This is a genomic window from Enterococcus sp. AZ040 (genome assembly GCF_050499185.1).
Taxonomy (GTDB): Bacteria; Bacillota; Bacilli; order Lactobacillales; family Enterococcaceae; genus Enterococcus_D; species Enterococcus_D entomosocium.
In genome coordinates, this window is record NZ_JBMHEW010000001.1 from 204,101 (window position 1) to 219,397 (window position 15,297).

Genomic DNA, 15,297 nt, shown 5'->3' on the forward strand with positions numbered 1-15,297 from the left:
CATAGATTCTTTATAATTTTCACATAACCGTAACAGTTGCTAACCCATAAACTGGCGTGAACAGATCGGTCAGCCAGCAGCACAAATGGTAGGTTCGAATGCTATTGATGATGAGCGGAGAAGCAAAATCGTTACAGTTGTTACCCCTACGAATAAAAACTTGCTAACGAAGTAGGGGAGCGAATAATCAGGAAGTGCATCAATTATAAGTCTACTCCTTTTTTTCTAATCAGTATTGATCGTTGAAAAGAACTAACAAGAAATGATTAACCATAAAAAAGTAGAAGAGATAAATGAGCTGCTCTTTTTTTCTGTTAAACGAAAAGAATGTTTTACACAGTGATGCATAAAATAAAAAAAGAGGGGAACATTTTATGAGAATAAATAAAACGGATTTTGAGACAGTGATGGCCAATAGCGAATTTTTAGACTATTACTGTCAATTATTTGAACAAAACGGTGAACGATCCGTCACAGATAAGCAATTAGAAAAATTACACTATTTGATTCAAAAGCAGGTGGCACTAACGATTCAAAAGAATGCGAGCTATTCCTTTTTTACACAAACATACAAGCTGCCGCAAACACTCGTAAAGGATTACCAACTGTTAGCGGAATGTACCGAGAGGCTTTCAAAAATAGAAATGGATCAGTTGATACCCAAACAATTTATTGAACAGGACTTTAATGTGCAGATGAAAAAAGTAAGTCAAGAAACGCAATATGAACAGCTTTTAAACATCATGACAGACACATTTAGACAAATAAAGAAAACATAGGTGATTTTCAACATAGCAGTTTTTTTCCAAAATGAAGCAAATAATACAAAGAATTTTCTTATTCCTTAAGCAGAATCTGATGAAAGTAAAAGCGAAATCCTTGCACTATTTTTAATAGCCGATAAAATAATTGTTATAAGACAGTAGTCTGGACACAACGCTTTTTTTCATCAGTCTATGAAAAAACCGATTTTTTATGTAGGATGAAAACCGATATAATGAGACTGCTTAGGCGCCTTTCATGCGTAAATTAGCCGCAAAAAAGAAATTCTTAGTAAGGAGCTTATGTTTGAAAAATTTTCAATTGAGTTTTGTCACAAGCAAATCGACCGTCCGATGGCTGCAGATTCTAAGTGAATTTGAAAAAAATGAAATTTGCAGTGCCAGCCATTTGGCTGAAGTAACAAGTAGTACCACAAGGACGATTGGCAAAGACATCAGTCAGATTAATGATTATTTCTGTGGGTTGATCCTGATCACTTCCACCAATCAAGGCTATTCGTTTGAACTATTTGATTATTCACAGTATGAAAAGAAAAAAGCCTCGCTTTTAGCGAATGAACCGCTCTTTATTTTATTGGAAAATATTTTTATTGGAGAGTTAAAGACGATCGATGAGTGGGCGGACTGCTTGTTTTTATCCAAGAGTACCTTATCAAAATACTTGCAGCGCATTCATGAACAACTGGCACGTTTTGATCTCCAACTAGCACTAGATCCCCTGAATATCGTTGGACAAGAAGCAGATATCCGCAATTTCTTCTGTACCTTTTTCTATGAAACGGATAGCACACCCCATACTGTCTTTCCGCCAGCTGCGGTCCAACAGGCAGTAACGGAAATCGGCAGGATGTTTAACAAAAATAGTTATCACACCGTTTCGTTTTCACAATATACGTATCTACTCTATATTTCGCTTGAGCGATTTATGCAAGGCAAAACTGTGCAAATCAACGACGAATTGTACCACGCCTTGCGACACAGTATTCAGCTGATGCACTTTCAGCGAATCAATGGCGTTATTGAAAAGTACTTTCAATGTCGATTGACGAACGATGAACTTATCTTTTTGTTTGTTAGTATTATCACAAAGAAAAAACTGCAAAATGTGATCGTCGAACAAAAGTTTTGTCTTTCTTATAATCATTGGACCGAGATTCGCACGTTGACCAACGAGTTTTATCAGATGTTGAATGTATCGTCGAAAAAGCCTAAAGAAGATCAGATTCTGATCGAATCCTTTTTTACTTCTGCCAAATTGAAGGAGTGCTTATCCACTTCGGCCAATCGTAATATTTATGATGTGAATGCGTTTATTAAGAAAACTTTTTCTAAGGAGTTTGCTGCTTACCGAGAGTTTTTAGAAAGTAGTTGCGAGTACCACACCCTTTATTCTGTGGAGTATCTGACGGATTTTTGTGCAAACTTAGTGATTTTTATTGAATCTGTTCGAGAACGTCATTGGTTTCCCCGAAAAAATATCGCCTTTATCTTCGAAGGAAATAACAATATCGTTCAGTACATTGAGGGCTGGTCCAACCGCTATTTTAGCCGATCCCATCAAGTTTTTTATCCTGACTCAGGGGAAGTCAATGCTCAGTATTTAGAACAAAATACCATTGATCTGCTAGTGACGAACTATGCCGAGCATGCGACCGAATTTCGAGATATCGTTGAATGTATCGTCTTCAAAACGATCCCTTCTTCTTCTGACTGGAATCGGCTGCTTGAACGGATCAATCCTAACGTCACCCGCCAATTTGCCCTAAAAGACCTCTTCTAGTTTCCCATTCTGTTTTGACCTAAAGAGTTGCTAGAAAGGGCCTTTTACATGAAAAGAAAGCATTTTTCCTTCACTGCTTAGACAGTGAGAAGGAAAGATGCTTTCTTTTTTAATGGCTTGACTCTCCGCAGCTGTGCAGGAGTGTGGGAAGGGGAAGTGGGGAATGCATCAGGTACGGATGCAAGCCTTTGGAACCAGCGGTTTTCAATTCAATCGATCAATGTGGGCGAAATCATTGGGCTTCACTTAAGTAAATCAAACTCCAAGGCGCCTTTTGGTTTAGCTGAAGACCGGTCAATTCCCGATAGAAACAGGTTTTGTCTTTGACCGTCAGCTGAATGATCTCTTCTTCCGTATACTCGTTTAGAGAAGAAATTTTTAAAACATAAAGTTCTTTTAGTATTTGCAGCTGTGCGTCGATATCTAAGAGCAACGACATTTTTTCGAAAAAAGTACCCTCGTCTTGTTCATAGATCGCCAAGAATCGTTGGCGCAAAGAGAGATAAAAATTAAAGATTTTTGGGTGTGTATAAGAACAGGGAGAGTGGATAAATTCTACGTCAAAAAAGTTTACATATTCTTCGGCTGATTGGATCGTTTTTAAGTTCATATCAATACTCCTTATAAGTGTTAGGAAAAGGTGACAATACGTGTCATTATCAAAAAGAGTCACTGTTAAGCAATGTCTTACTGAGAAGGCCCTTTTGTTTTTTTAATGATTGGGGGAAGGACTTTCGCTACATTCAATGTACAGGATATTCCAAATTGGCTCAAACGCGTTTTTTCGTAACCATACGAAGATTTGTTTTCGCTGGTATTAACGTCAAAAATGTTCAACTATTCTGATAATTGTTGTTATAAAAAGAATATTTTCGGAATGGACGAAATGACTGGGTTTCCTTTCTTTTCCAGCAGGTTGTTTTTTCATTCGCTGAAATCATGGTTGAGAAAAAACAGCATCAGTTGACCGGTAGGCTCATCCCCGTCATTTTTTCAAAGGTGTGATACTATAGAATTATCTAGAAAAACGATCCTTTGATTCAAGTGGCCAATGCCAAAATAGTGCGAAGACACGCAGTTGCAGTGAGACGCAACCGTCTGTTTCGGTGAAAAGAATTGGCTAAATAGGGACGTTTATTAAAGCAAATGAGGAGCAACTCAATGAATGAGAAAAAAACAGTTGTAGTGATCGGCGGCGGACTTGGTGGTCTATCAGCGGCGGTCTCATTAGCCCAAAATGGCTTTGATGTATCATTATATGAAAAAAATCACCATTTAGGTGGCAAATTGAACCGACTGGAAACAAACGGCTTCGGCTTTGACTTAGGTCCTTCGATTTTGACGATGCCGCAGATTTTTGAAAAATTATTTACTGGCAGCAATCGCGATATGGCGGATTATGTTGCGATTCGCCGATTGCCATTGGAATGGCGCTCCTTTTTTCCTGACGGCACCAAGATCGATCTCTATGGCGATCTTGCACGTATGGCAAAGGAAAACCCCCACTTGTCGGAAAAAGACATGGCAGAGTACCAAGACTTTTTGGACTATGCGCAAAAGATTTATGATATCACGGAAAAAGGCTATTTCGAGAAAGGCTTAGATACCACGAAAGAAATCTTGAAGTATCACGGCGTGATCAAAGCGCTGAAAGGCTTTGATTATTTCTCTTCCATGCATGATGCCATTCAAAAACGTATCAGCAATCCGCAGCTGCAAGACATGCTGAGCTATTTTATCAAGTATGTCGGCTCGTCTCCTTATGACGCCCCAGCCGTCTTGAACATGATGATCTACATGCAGCATGCCCAAGGTGTCTGGTACGTGCCAGGCGGGATGCATCGGTTAGCCGAAGGCATCGTTCGCTTAGCAAAAGAGATCGGTGTGACCTTCCATACGGGACATAAAGTGGAAAAATTGATCGTTGAACAAGAACAAATCCGTGCCGCTCGTTTGGATGATGGTACGTTGATCGAAGCGGACTATTTTGTTTCCAATATGGAAGTGATCCCGGCATATGAAGAGCTGTTAGAAGAAGCGCCGGCCTTTACTCAAAAACTGGAAGAAAAATTTGAACCAGCAAGTTCTGGCTTTGTCTTGCACTTAGGGGTCAAAACCTCCTATCCGCAACTGGCGCACCACAACTTTTTCTTTTCAAATGCCTCAAAAGAAAACTTTGATCAAAATTTCCATCAGCATCAGCTGCCGGAAGACCCAACGATCTATTTGGTCAATGCCAACAAAACCGATCCTTCGCAAACAGTGGCAGGGCATGAGAACATCAAAATCTTGCCTCATATCCCTTATTTGCAGGATAAACCCTTTACGGAAGCGGAATACGATGCCTTTCGTGAACGGATCTTGATCAAGCTGGAAAACATGGGCTTAACGGATCTACGCAAGCACATCGTGTATGAAGACCGCTGGACACCCGAAGACATCCAAAAGAATTATTTGTCACATCGCGGCGCCATCTACGGCACGGTCTCTAATCGTAAAAAAAATCATGGCTTTAAACACCCGAAACACAGCGAACGCTACGACAATCTTTACTTCGTTGGCGGTACGGTCAATCCCGGTGCCGGTATGCCGATGGTGACCCTTAGTGGCCAGCAAGTCAGTGAGATGATCACCAAAAGAGAACACTAAGATAAGAAAGGATGATGACTGTGTACCTGCTGCTCGCTGGTATTTACGCTGCTTGGCTGGCAGGCTGGCTGATTTTTTTCCGCCTGCCGACGATACCCACCCGCAAGGAGACAGCCGCATCCAAAGACTTGAAGGAGAGGGCAGAATTGTCGATCATCATCCCCGCCCGCAATGAAGCAGAAAATTTGCCGCAATTGTTGGCATCCTTGCAGCAGCAAACCCTTTATCCTGTGGAGATTTTGGTGGTTGATGACGGATCGGAAGACGAGACGATCGCCTGCGCCAAGCGCTTCGGTGCGACGGTCTTGCAAACCGCTGCTGATTCTGCTGGGAAAGCGGCGGCTTGCTGGTTAGGCGCCTCACAAGCGGTGGGCAAGTATCTATTATTTTTGGATGCCGATACCTTCTTTCTAGCAGAAGATGGCTTAGAGCGCCTTTTCGCTGCGTATGAGGAGCGATCGGGACAAGGCCTGCTCTCGGTGCAGCCCTATCATCAAACGAAGCGCCTGTATGAACAACTATCTGCCGTCTTTAATGTCATCTTACCTGTCGGGTTGAACCGTTTCTCTATCGTAGGCGAAAAACTCTCAGCCGGCGGCGCCTTTGGTCCGTGTATCTTGTGCAGCAAAACAGCGTACCTTCAAGCCAATGGGCATCAGGACATGCCACAAGGAATCTTAGATGATCTAGCATTAGCGAGACGCTTTAAGAAAAAACGCTTGCCGATCACCTTGTATGGTGGAAAAGACCTGTTGGCCTTTCGGATGTATCCAGCTGGTGTTCGTCAACTTGTTCAAGGCTGGACGAAGGACTTTGCCACTGCTTCGCAATTCACTCACCCTTTGATCATGGCGGGTGTCATCTTGTGGATCAGCGGCGGCATTGGGGTACTGGCGGCACCATTTCTGATGGAACCGCTTTGGCTAGGACTGCTTTTTTATGCTGCTTATTTTGGACAAACTCTGTGCTTTGCCCGCCGTGTCGGCAACTTCAACCGAGTCTTGCTGCTTTTTTTCCCATGTTACTTTCTTTTTTTCCTAGGCTTATTTGGTTGGTCATGGATCCAAACCCATTTGTTGAAATCCGTGACCTGGAAAGGACGAAAAATCAATTTATAGGAGGCGATGCACATGCCGCTGATCACCTTATCTCCACTGCTCTTGCTCTTTACAGACAGCTTGGCTTGGCTGCTGTTTCATCTAGGCATCTCGTTTGGCTTGCGCAAAGTCAGTGATGCTTTTTTTGAACGTCATACCAACTGGTTCCATTCTTTTGCCTTTGAAAAAGGCGGTAGGATCTGGGCGGAGGTATTTCGTATTCGTCAGTGGAAAGACAAATTGCCCGACGGCACTGTGATTGCCAAAAAAGGCTTTGACAAATCTCGCTTGGCTCAGCAACAAAAGGACTATCTGGAAAAATTCGTCATCGAAACACGCCGAGCAGAGCTGACCCATTGGCTGCTGATTGTTCCAGCACCGTTCTTTTTCCTCTGGAATCCTACGTGGGCGGGCTGGGTGATGATCGCCTATGCGTTATTGGCCAACTGCCCATTCATCATGATCCAACGCTATAATCGCCCCCGTTTGGAGCGAGTCTTGCGGAAAAAAAGTGCCCTGCAAGTCAAGCAGAAGGCGACGGTCTAGGTTCATGTAGGCGTTGCTTTTAAGATTCGCCGAAAAATAGGCAAACGGGAAATCAAAAGGATCGGAGGATAACTGCCTTCGATCCTTTTTAAAAAATTGGTGTTAATTTTTATGGGATGCGTCAAGACCATTCTTTGTACACTAAGGTCATTCAGAGGAAAGGGTGATCGTATGTCATCAGAAGGATATGGGCAAATTTTCGACCTGCCTTTGCAGGCTGCTGCATTGGTTGGTCGTGTGTTAGGACAGGTACAAAGTATTTTTGTAAGTGTAGAAAAGAAGGAGGGATGCGCAAGATGATTGAAGATAGCCGACAACGGGACCACTATTACGACATGCTGATTGAAAAAAATTCCCAATATGAAGGGATTTTTTACGTTGGGGTAAAAACCACCGGCGTCTTTTGCCGTCCCACCTGCCCAGCGAAAAAACCGCTCAAAAAAAATTGCGAGTTTTTTCAGACGGCACAAGAAGCGTTGCTGGCGGCGTATCGTCCCTGTAAACGATGTCGCCCGCTCAGCTCACCTAGCCACTTATCCCCTGACGTGAAAAGCCTGGTGGAAGCCGTGGAGAGTAACCCAGAGAAAAAGTGGACCGACAAAGATTTTGAAGCACTAGCGATCCATCCCAATACCGCACGCCGACAATTTAAAAAATATTTTGGCATGACCTTTATCGAATATTCCCGTGCACGTCGTTTAGGGTTAGCGTTTAAGCAGATTCGTGAAGGAGAACCGCTGATCCAAGCACAATTAGAAGCCGGCTTCGATTCTGGCAACGGCTTTCGAGATGCGTTTTCCCGGATTATGGGGGAATTGCCTTCCAACAGCCGCGAAAAAACGATTCTTTCTTCTGCTTGGCTTGAGACCAAGCTGGGATCGATGCTGGCAATCAGCGACCAGCAGCAGCTTTACTTGTTAGAATTCGTGGATCGCAGAGGGCTAGAAACGGAAATCGCTGTTTTGAGAAGCCGCTTGAATGCAGTGATTATTCCGCAGCAAACGGCAATCATTCAGCAACTCAAGCAAGAACTGACGGAATATTTTGCAGGAAATCGAACTGTTTTCACGATTCCAATTGCATTGATCGGCTCCGATTTTCAGAAAGCCGTCTGGCAGCAGCTGTTGGCGATGAAGATTGGAGAAACATACTCCTACAAACAATTGGCACAGCGAATCGGCAATGAAAAAGCCACCCGAGATGTTGCCAACGCCAACGGAAAAAATCAATTGGCGTTGATCGTTCCATGTCACCGTGTCATCAATAGTGATGGTAGTATCGGCGGCTATGGCGGCGGTGTCGAACGCAAAAAGTGGTTGCTGGCTTTGGAAAAGCAGGCCCAGCCGACTGTAAAGATTTGAAAAAGAGATAACTATGCGTAGGAATCAGCGCTTCATCGATCAGTACATGGAATGGATCGAATCCTCTTCAGTAAAATATATATTTAGCGGAACTTATGGAATCTTTCATGAGTTCTGCTTTTTTATTAGATTTGAAGGGGGCATAGAGAAAAGGTGGGACCTTCGTTAGTGTCTAACCGTTCTTAACCTCTATAAAAATAAGCATTGAATGATTTTCTTAAACAACCAAAGCATATCTTTTTACAACTTACAAAAAGTAAGTTATGATTATCTCGAATTCGAAATAAAGAGGTGAGGAAAATGGCGCATCAAGAAGAAGCGCTCAAAGCGTACATCGGTTTGCTGCGTACGGCGAGTCGTTTGGAACAAGTGGCAAAAAAAGATGTTCGTTGTTATGGCTTAAATATTACAGAGTTTTCTGTACTGGAATTGCTTTACCATAAAGGCACCCATACGACGCAAGCCATCAAGGAAAAAATTTTGATCGCCAGCAGCTCGACAACCTATGTAGTCGATCAATTAGTCAAAAAAGGCTGCGTGCGCCGGGAACCTAGCCAAGAAGATCAACGGGTAACTTACGTCAGTATTACGGAAGCAGGCAGGGCGTTGATGGAGAAAATTTTTCCCAGTCATGCACAAAAGATTGCGGCGAGTTTTTCCGAACTCAGCAGTGAAGAATTGCAACAATTAAAAACAATTTTACGAAAAATAACTTACGATCAGAAATGAGGAAAAGAAAATGAGAAAACAAGATCAATTATTAGGGGTACACCATGTGACGGCCATGACAAGTGATGTGGAACGGAATTACCATTTCTTTACGGATGTGTTAGGGATGCGTTTAGTGAAAAAAACCGTCAATCAAGATGACATTTATACGTACCATACCTACTTTGCGGATGATTTAGGGACACCGGGAACGACCATGACGTTCTTTGATTTTCCCAATACCGCTCGCGGCAGCAAAGGAACCAACTCGATCACCCGCACCAGTTTCCGAGTACCCAGTGATGCTGCCCTTGATTATTATGCCGCACGCTTTGATGAATTTGAGGTAAAACACGAAGCAATCACCACCGAATTTGGGAAAAAAGTGTTGCGCTTTTGGGATTTTGATACGCAAGCCTATCAATTGATCTCTGATGAACACAATACTGGCGTGAAAGCTGGTACCCCTTGGAAAAAAGGACCGGTTCCTACTGAATTTGCGATTTATGGCTTAGGTCCTGTCGAAATGTCTGTTTCTTACTTGGCAGATTTCAAAGGGCTGCTGGAATCCGTTTTTGATTTCAAAACCATTGATCAAGTAGACAATCGCTATTTGCTAGAAGTCGGTGAAGGCGGCAATGGCGCTCAAGTCGTTTTAGTGGAAGATACCACGAGCCCGCAAGCACAACAAGGCGATGGCGAAGTGCATCATGTCGCTTTTCGTTTAGCTCACCACGACTCATTAGCAGTTTGGCAAGAAATCTTTGATAACTTGGGATTGGCCAACTCCGGCTATGTGGATCGCTACTATTTTGAATCCTTGTATGTGCGCATCGGCCATATTCTTTTTGAACTAGCAACAGATGAACCAGGGTTCATGGGGGATGAGCCATACGAAACATTGGGTGAGTCCTTATCATTGGCACCATTTTTAGAAAATCGCCGTGAATACATCGAAGGAGTCATCAAACCCTTCAATACAAAACGCGCCTAAGGAGGCACATAGTATGCAACCCATTCAACAGATCCACCATATTTCAGCTATCGTAGGCGATCCGCAAACGAACGTTGCCTTTTACCGCGACGTGTTGGGGTTGCGCCTCGTCAAACAAACCGTCAATTTTGATGATCCCTACACGTATCATCTTTATTACAGCAATCAAGCGTTAGAAAATGGGACCATCATCACTTTCTTCCCTTGGGCAAATGCCCATCCTGGACGAGTAGGAAGCGGACAAGTCGGCACGATCGCCTTTCGTATTCCTAAAGGCAGCAGTGCCTATTGGCAAGAACATTTGGCGAAACATCAAGTAACTGTCCAAGAAAGTACATTGTTTGATCGGCCAACGTTAGAACTTCATGATCAGCATGACCTGTCTTTGGCGTTAGTCGAAGCCGAAGAATCGGCGGAAACACCAGCGATTGTAGGCTTTCATGGGGCCGTCTTGCTTTCGGCACAACCAGAAGCGACCATTCAAACGCTGGCAGATGATCTAGGTCTGAACATTTTTAACAAAACAGAGAAAAGCACCCATCTTCATACCGCAGGCACCCTCGCTCATGAGATCGTCGTGCCCCATGCAGCAATGCCAGCAGGGCGCTGGGGTGTCGGCACCGTCCATCACATCGCGTGGTCCGTGCCAACGGAAGCAGTGCAAAAAGAGTGGCAAGAATACTTGTACGATCAAAGATACGGAGTCACTGAAATCAAAGACCGCAACTATTTCAAAGCCGTCTATTTCCAAGAAAGGGGCAACATCGTCTTTGAGATCGCAACAGAAACCCCGGGCTTTTTCGTTGATGAACCGTTGGAAACGTTAGGACAGCAGTTGATGTTGCCAGCCCAATTTGAAAGCCGTCGTGCAGAGATCGAGGATCGCTTGCCAGACTTATCGGTTTAGAAAAAAGGAGACGCTGTATGCACTATTTAGATCCCAAGAATTTGACCCAACGAGAAAATTATAAACTACTGATCGGCTCCATCATTCCACGGCCAGTGGCAGTGGTCAGTACGCAATCAGCCGATGGTATCGTCAACATCGCCCCATTCAGTTTTTTTAACATCGTCAGCTCAGAACCCGTGATCCTCTCGTTGGCTATCCAGCGTAAAGAGGGGGAACTGAAAGACACCGCCCGCAATCTGTTGGCGACAAAAGAAGCCGTCGTGCATATTTTGGATCAAACAAATGTCCAAGAGGCCAATAAAACCGCGGCATTATTGCCCGCAGACCAAAGCGAGTTGACGGTTTCTGGATTTACCACAACGACATCGAAAACAATTGTCGTTCCTGGCTTGAAAGAAGCCAATGTACGCTTAGAAACGATTCTGCATCAACACGTACCCATCAAAAAAGACCAGCAGACCACTGCCGATCTCTTATTGTTGGAAGTCGTCGGCTACCAGATTGCAGAGGATGTCTATCAAGATGGCAAGATCGATCCCCGTGCCTTACAAGCAGTCAGCCGGCTAGCGGGAAATTCTTACGCAACGATTGGGGAGATTTTCGATATCAAACGACCAAGTTAAAGGAGGAACTTCGATGAAAGCAATCTACCAACAAGGAGCAGCCGACGCACCAGTTTTGGTGCTGCTCCACGGCACTGGTGGCGACGAACAGTCGTTGCTGGAAGTAGGCAAAGCCCTTGATCCCCAAGCATCACTATTAGGTATTCGCGGGAACGTTTTAGAAAACGGCATGCCCCGTTACTTCAAACGCCTGGCTGAAGGAGTGTATGATGAAGCCGACTTAGCACTTCGCGGCGACGAATTAGCCGATTTCATTCGGCAAGCCGCCAAAGAACACCACTTTTCGTTAGCGCAAGTGGTACTGGTGGGTTATTCCAATGGCGCCAACATTGCCATTCGCTTATTACTAAATGATAGTGACCACTTTAAAAAAGCGATCCTCTACCACGCCATGTATCCAGTCGAGAATTTACCAACGAATTCCTTGCCTGACACTCATGTGTTTCTGAGTTTTGGCAGAAACGACCCGATCGTTTCCCTAGCTGACAGTGCTTACGTCCAAGAGATCTTCACCTCACGGGGTGCAGTCCTTTCAACCGTTTGGACCCCGAGTCATCAGTTAACGTATGAAGAAGTTGAACACTCGCGCACGTGGTTGACCGAACAATAAAGGAGTACCCATTTCCTAATCAAACAGCGATCCTGCTGGTTGGTTAGGTTTTTTTGTTTCACGTGAAAACAATTCGAAGGAGTGAAAGGAGATATATCACTAGGGACGCCTAGTTCAATAGCAGCCCACTAAGGATTTGCCAAATGATCCTTTTTCTGAAACAAATAGAGTCAAATCAGCATAATCAGTGAATCAAGACAACTTTTTTAAAACGATCCATAAAAAATCAATTTATTTCAAGTAGTTCTAAAATGAAGTTTTAACAAAATAAATGCTTATAAATCAATTTTTTGAAGTATTTCTTCTAATAGAAACAATGCTTCTTTATGAATTAATTTGAAATAATATGAAATAAAGTGGTTGTTAATGGAAAAATTTTGTGCTATTCTGAGTCTATAATAAATGGCTAAGGAGAATGAAGATGAAATTAGCAACGAGAATCAATTCATTTTTATCGATTTACGAAAATGATTTAGACAATGTATTTGGCGCATTCAAAGAATTGGGGCTTGATTACGTAGATTTAAATTATCCGGAGCACGTCGGTGGGACGACTGCCTCTGAAATGAAAGAGAGATTGGGACAAGCTGATTTGAAATTGAATGGTGTTGCATTGCGATTCAGAGAAGAGTTTATCAACGGTGAATTAGGCAATGCTGACCCACAGGTTGCGCAGCATGCCTTGACATTATGCAAAGAAGCTGCTGATTATTGTCGTGCAGCAGGTGGAGAAGTCGTAACCATTTGGCTCGGTTTTGATGGCTTTGACTATAGTTTTCAAATCAATTACCAAAAGGTTTGGAATCAGATTCGGGATGCCTTTATTGAAATTGCTGACTACGCACCAGATTTGAAAATCAGTATCGAGTATAAACCATTTCAACCAAGAGCCTATGCGTTCATTGATAGTATGGGTGTCACTGGAATGATGCTTAATGAGATCAACCGCAAAAATGTAGGTGTGACCCTTGATTATTGCCACATGCTAATGAAACACGAAAACCCTGCTTTTGCTGCGGAACTGTTCGCTGGAAAAGGGTTATTATACGGGGTGCATCTGAATGATGGGTATGGGTTAAACGACGATGGATTGATGATCGGTTCAGCAACACCCTTCAAAACATTAGAATTCTTGTATTATGTCAAAAAGCATAACTATGACGGTGTGATTTATTTTGATACGTTCCCTGTAATTGAACATGCCTCAAAAGAGTGCGAACAAAACATGAAAATGATCAAACAAATGGATCAAATGATCGATAACTTAGGCTTGGCTGCGATTCAAGCTGTGATCGATCAAAACGATGCAGTCGCAGCCAATCAGTTGCTGCTTGAATTTTTGTCACCAACAAATCAATCAAAATAAAAGGAGTGGGGAAGATGGATTACAAAGTGATGGCAAAAAATATTTTAGAAAAAATAGGCGGAGCGGATAATGTTCGCAATATGACACATTGTGCCACCCGGTTGCGTCTAACGTTACATGACACCGCAAAAGCGGATGATCAAGCCGTCGAGAATATCGACGGAGTGATCAATGTCATTAATAAGGCGGGCCAATACCAGCTTTTGATTGGGACAGAAGTCGGGAAGCTCTACGATGAGTTTGAGCCGTTAGTTAAAGGTAACGAAAGTGCTGGTAGCCCTACCACAGAAGAACAAGCTTCTGGCAGTATTATCAGCAATGTTTTTTCTGCCGTATCTGCTATTTTTGCGCCACTACTCCCAGTTTTGGCGGGCTCAGGTATTTTAAGAGGACTACTGATTTTGTTTGTTCAGCTCGGGTTGATCAGTGAAGACAGCGGCACTTATTCGATTTTATTTGTTGCTTCTATGAGTGTATTTTATTTCTTGCCCGTATTGTTAGCGTTTACTTCAGCGCGGCGGTTTGGTGCCAGTCCGTATATCTCTGCATTGATCGGGGCTGCGTTAATCAATCCTGATTTTATTGCATTGATGGGAGGAGCAGGCAACGGTGCAACGACGGAGTTCTTTGGGATTCCAGTCGTTTTGATGAACTACAATTCGACTGTCGTACCAATCATCCTTTCGATTTGGGCTTTTTCATATCTCTACAAATTCTTAGACAAACACATACCGGAGACTTTAAAATTGGTGGTCGTTCCTTTAGTCTCACTAGCGATTATGGTTCCATTGACAGTGATCGTTATTGGACCAATCGGGGTCTATAGTGGCGAAGCAGTCGCTAATGTGGTGAATTGGTTGATCGAGCGTAGTAGTGTGCTAACTGGAATCTTAGTTGGTGGTGGTTGGAGTGTTCTCGTAAGTTTGGGCATTCACTGGGCAGTCAATCCAATCATGATTAATAACGTTTCAACCTATGGCTTTGATTACATCGTTCCTTTTACTTTTGCATGTAACTTCGCCGTGATAGGTACAACGATTGGCGTTTACTTTAAAGCGAAAGATAAAAAACTGCGAAGCTTTGCTTTAACTGGCTTAGTCACGATCGCATTATCAGCGATTATCGAAGCTACTTTGTTCGGCTTACTTGTAAAAAATAAAAAACTTTTCTTAGCGCAAATTATTGGTGGTGCTGTGGGTGGTGCCTATTTAGGATTGATGCAAGTTGTAACGAATGCCTTTGTCTTTGGTAGTGTCACCACTTTTCCCGCCTTTGTAGGCTCAACTTCCTCGAATTTCATACAAGCGATGATCGGCTTACTGATTTCAATGGTGGTTTCAGCAGTCTTAGCATTTGTATTTACCAATCGAGACGAGACATTGGCGTAGAAAGCAGGGGGAATATGGGGTTATTTAAGAAGAAAAATATTATTTATGCACCAGCTAATGGCGTGGTGAAAAGTATTGAACAAGTGAAGGACGAGATGTTTTCAACCAAACTATTAGGCGATGGGTTTGCTGTGGTACCAACAGATGATCTTGTTACAGCACCGATTGAAGGAACAGTGGTCTCTGTGTTTCCTACAAAACATGCGATTTCGTTAAAAGCCAAAAATGGCTTAGAAGTTCTAGTCCATATTGGGATCGATACTGTGGAGCTAAATGGCGCAGGGTTCGATACCAGAGTTTCTGAAGGTGACAAAGTTACTGCCGAGAGTGTGCTGGCAAACGTTGATTTTCCGTTTCTGGCATCACAGGGCAAAGAAACGGATGTAATCGTTGTTTTCACTAATTCCGCACAGCGAACCTTAGTGATTACAGAGAAGCAAGGGCGTTGTGGACAAGCGATTGGCGTTATTAATGAGTGAGAGC

Annotated in this window: 15 protein-coding genes; 14 read left to right on the top strand and 1 reads right to left on the bottom strand. The window is 43.2% G+C overall.

Features of this window, described 5'->3' with window-relative positions; translation table 11 throughout:
• Nucleotides 1-374: 374 nt before the first annotated feature.
• Nucleotides 375-779 carry a hypothetical protein gene (locus IGK63_RS00950; RefSeq protein ID WP_016611554.1) on the top strand — a complete coding sequence of 135 codons (405 nt, stop codon included), beginning with the start codon at nucleotides 375-377 and terminating at the stop codon, nucleotides 777-779.
• A 289-nt stretch (nucleotides 780-1,068) separates the two neighbouring features.
• Nucleotides 1,069-2,562, top strand: coding sequence for a helix-turn-helix domain-containing protein (locus IGK63_RS00955; protein ID WP_275626442.1), 1,494 nt, complete (start codon nucleotides 1,069-1,071; stop codon nucleotides 2,560-2,562).
• Nucleotides 2,563-2,794: 232 nt separating this feature from the next.
• Here IGK63_RS00955 and IGK63_RS00960 read toward each other — a convergent pair whose 3' ends face one another.
• Nucleotides 2,795-3,172, bottom strand: a complete 378-nt coding sequence (locus IGK63_RS00960) for a DUF7006 family protein (protein WP_005232663.1) — start codon at nucleotides 3,170-3,172, stop codon at nucleotides 2,795-2,797.
• 551 nt (nucleotides 3,173-3,723) lie between these two features.
• Here IGK63_RS00960 and IGK63_RS00965 point away from each other — a divergent pair.
• From IGK63_RS00965 to IGK63_RS01020, 12 genes are all read left to right on the top strand, one after another.
• The gene (locus tag IGK63_RS00965; RefSeq protein WP_016611551.1) at nucleotides 3,724-5,211 is read left to right on the top strand and encodes a phytoene desaturase family protein; all 1,488 of its coding nucleotides are present in this window, start codon (nucleotides 3,724-3,726) and stop codon (nucleotides 5,209-5,211) included.
• Between the two features lie 11 nt (nucleotides 5,212-5,222).
• Nucleotides 5,223-6,329: a glycosyltransferase gene (locus IGK63_RS00970; RefSeq protein ID WP_016611550.1), complete on the top strand. Its 1,107-nt coding sequence runs from the start codon at nucleotides 5,223-5,225 to the stop codon at nucleotides 6,327-6,329.
• 6 nt (nucleotides 6,330-6,335) lie between these two features.
• Nucleotides 6,336-6,854 (top strand): hypothetical protein, encoded by a 519-nt coding sequence (locus tag IGK63_RS00975; protein ID WP_016611549.1) that lies wholly within the window; start codon nucleotides 6,336-6,338, stop codon nucleotides 6,852-6,854.
• Nucleotides 6,855-7,150: 296 nt separating this feature from the next.
• Nucleotides 7,151-8,215, top strand: a complete 1,065-nt coding sequence (locus IGK63_RS00980) for a bifunctional transcriptional activator/DNA repair enzyme AdaA (protein ID WP_429972420.1) — start codon at nucleotides 7,151-7,153, stop codon at nucleotides 8,213-8,215.
• 300 nt (nucleotides 8,216-8,515) lie between these two features.
• The gene (locus IGK63_RS00985; protein WP_016611544.1) at nucleotides 8,516-8,944 is read left to right on the top strand and encodes a MarR family winged helix-turn-helix transcriptional regulator; all 429 of its coding nucleotides are present in this window, start codon (nucleotides 8,516-8,518) and stop codon (nucleotides 8,942-8,944) included.
• Nucleotides 8,945-8,954: 10 nt separating this feature from the next.
• On the top strand, nucleotides 8,955-9,917 hold the full coding sequence (locus tag IGK63_RS00990; protein ID WP_016611543.1) for a ring-cleaving dioxygenase: 963 nt from the start codon (nucleotides 8,955-8,957) through the stop codon (nucleotides 9,915-9,917).
• A gap of 13 nt (nucleotides 9,918-9,930) precedes the next feature.
• Entirely contained in the window at nucleotides 9,931-10,824 is an 894-nt protein-coding gene (locus IGK63_RS00995; protein WP_016611542.1) for a VOC family protein, read from the top strand.
• A gap of 17 nt (nucleotides 10,825-10,841) precedes the next feature.
• Entirely contained in the window at nucleotides 10,842-11,450 is a 609-nt protein-coding gene (locus IGK63_RS01000) for a flavin reductase family protein (RefSeq protein ID WP_016611541.1), read from the top strand.
• Between the two features lie 13 nt (nucleotides 11,451-11,463).
• Nucleotides 11,464-12,060, top strand: coding sequence for an alpha/beta hydrolase (locus IGK63_RS01005; protein ID WP_016611540.1), 597 nt, complete (start codon nucleotides 11,464-11,466; stop codon nucleotides 12,058-12,060).
• Nucleotides 12,061-12,481: 421 nt separating this feature from the next.
• Nucleotides 12,482-13,426 (top strand): sugar phosphate isomerase/epimerase family protein, encoded by a 945-nt coding sequence (locus IGK63_RS01010; protein ID WP_034872084.1) that lies wholly within the window; start codon nucleotides 12,482-12,484, stop codon nucleotides 13,424-13,426.
• A gap of 14 nt (nucleotides 13,427-13,440) precedes the next feature.
• Entirely contained in the window at nucleotides 13,441-14,814 is a 1,374-nt protein-coding gene (locus IGK63_RS01015) for a PTS transporter subunit EIIC (RefSeq protein ID WP_016611538.1), read from the top strand.
• Between the two features lie 14 nt (nucleotides 14,815-14,828).
• Nucleotides 14,829-15,293, top strand: coding sequence for a PTS sugar transporter subunit IIA (locus tag IGK63_RS01020; RefSeq protein WP_194187826.1), 465 nt, complete (start codon nucleotides 14,829-14,831; stop codon nucleotides 15,291-15,293).
• Nucleotides 15,294-15,297: the final 4 nt, after the last annotated feature.

Coding starts and splice junctions, on each gene's coding strand:
- IGK63_RS00950 (WP_016611554.1), top strand. CDS start 375: ATGAGAATAAATAAAACGGATTTTGAGACAGTGATGGCCAATAGCGAA.
- IGK63_RS00960 (WP_005232663.1), bottom strand. CDS start 3,172: ATGAACTTAAAAACGATCCAATCAGCCGAAGAATATGTAAACTTTTTT.
- IGK63_RS00965 (WP_016611551.1), top strand. CDS start 3,724: ATGAATGAGAAAAAAACAGTTGTAGTGATCGGCGGCGGACTTGGTGGT.
- IGK63_RS00970 (WP_016611550.1), top strand. CDS start 5,223: ATGATGACTGTGTACCTGCTGCTCGCTGGTATTTACGCTGCTTGGCTG.
- IGK63_RS00975 (WP_016611549.1), top strand. CDS start 6,336: ATGCACATGCCGCTGATCACCTTATCTCCACTGCTCTTGCTCTTTACA.
- IGK63_RS00980 (WP_429972420.1), top strand. CDS start 7,151: ATGATTGAAGATAGCCGACAACGGGACCACTATTACGACATGCTGATT.
- IGK63_RS00985 (WP_016611544.1), top strand. CDS start 8,516: ATGGCGCATCAAGAAGAAGCGCTCAAAGCGTACATCGGTTTGCTGCGT.
- IGK63_RS00990 (WP_016611543.1), top strand. CDS start 8,955: ATGAGAAAACAAGATCAATTATTAGGGGTACACCATGTGACGGCCATG.
- IGK63_RS00995 (WP_016611542.1), top strand. CDS start 9,931: ATGCAACCCATTCAACAGATCCACCATATTTCAGCTATCGTAGGCGAT.
- IGK63_RS01000 (WP_016611541.1), top strand. CDS start 10,842: ATGCACTATTTAGATCCCAAGAATTTGACCCAACGAGAAAATTATAAA.
- IGK63_RS01005 (WP_016611540.1), top strand. CDS start 11,464: ATGAAAGCAATCTACCAACAAGGAGCAGCCGACGCACCAGTTTTGGTG.
- IGK63_RS01010 (WP_034872084.1), top strand. CDS start 12,482: ATGAAATTAGCAACGAGAATCAATTCATTTTTATCGATTTACGAAAAT.
- IGK63_RS01015 (WP_016611538.1), top strand. CDS start 13,441: ATGGATTACAAAGTGATGGCAAAAAATATTTTAGAAAAAATAGGCGGA.
- IGK63_RS01020 (WP_194187826.1), top strand. CDS start 14,829: ATGGGGTTATTTAAGAAGAAAAATATTATTTATGCACCAGCTAATGGC.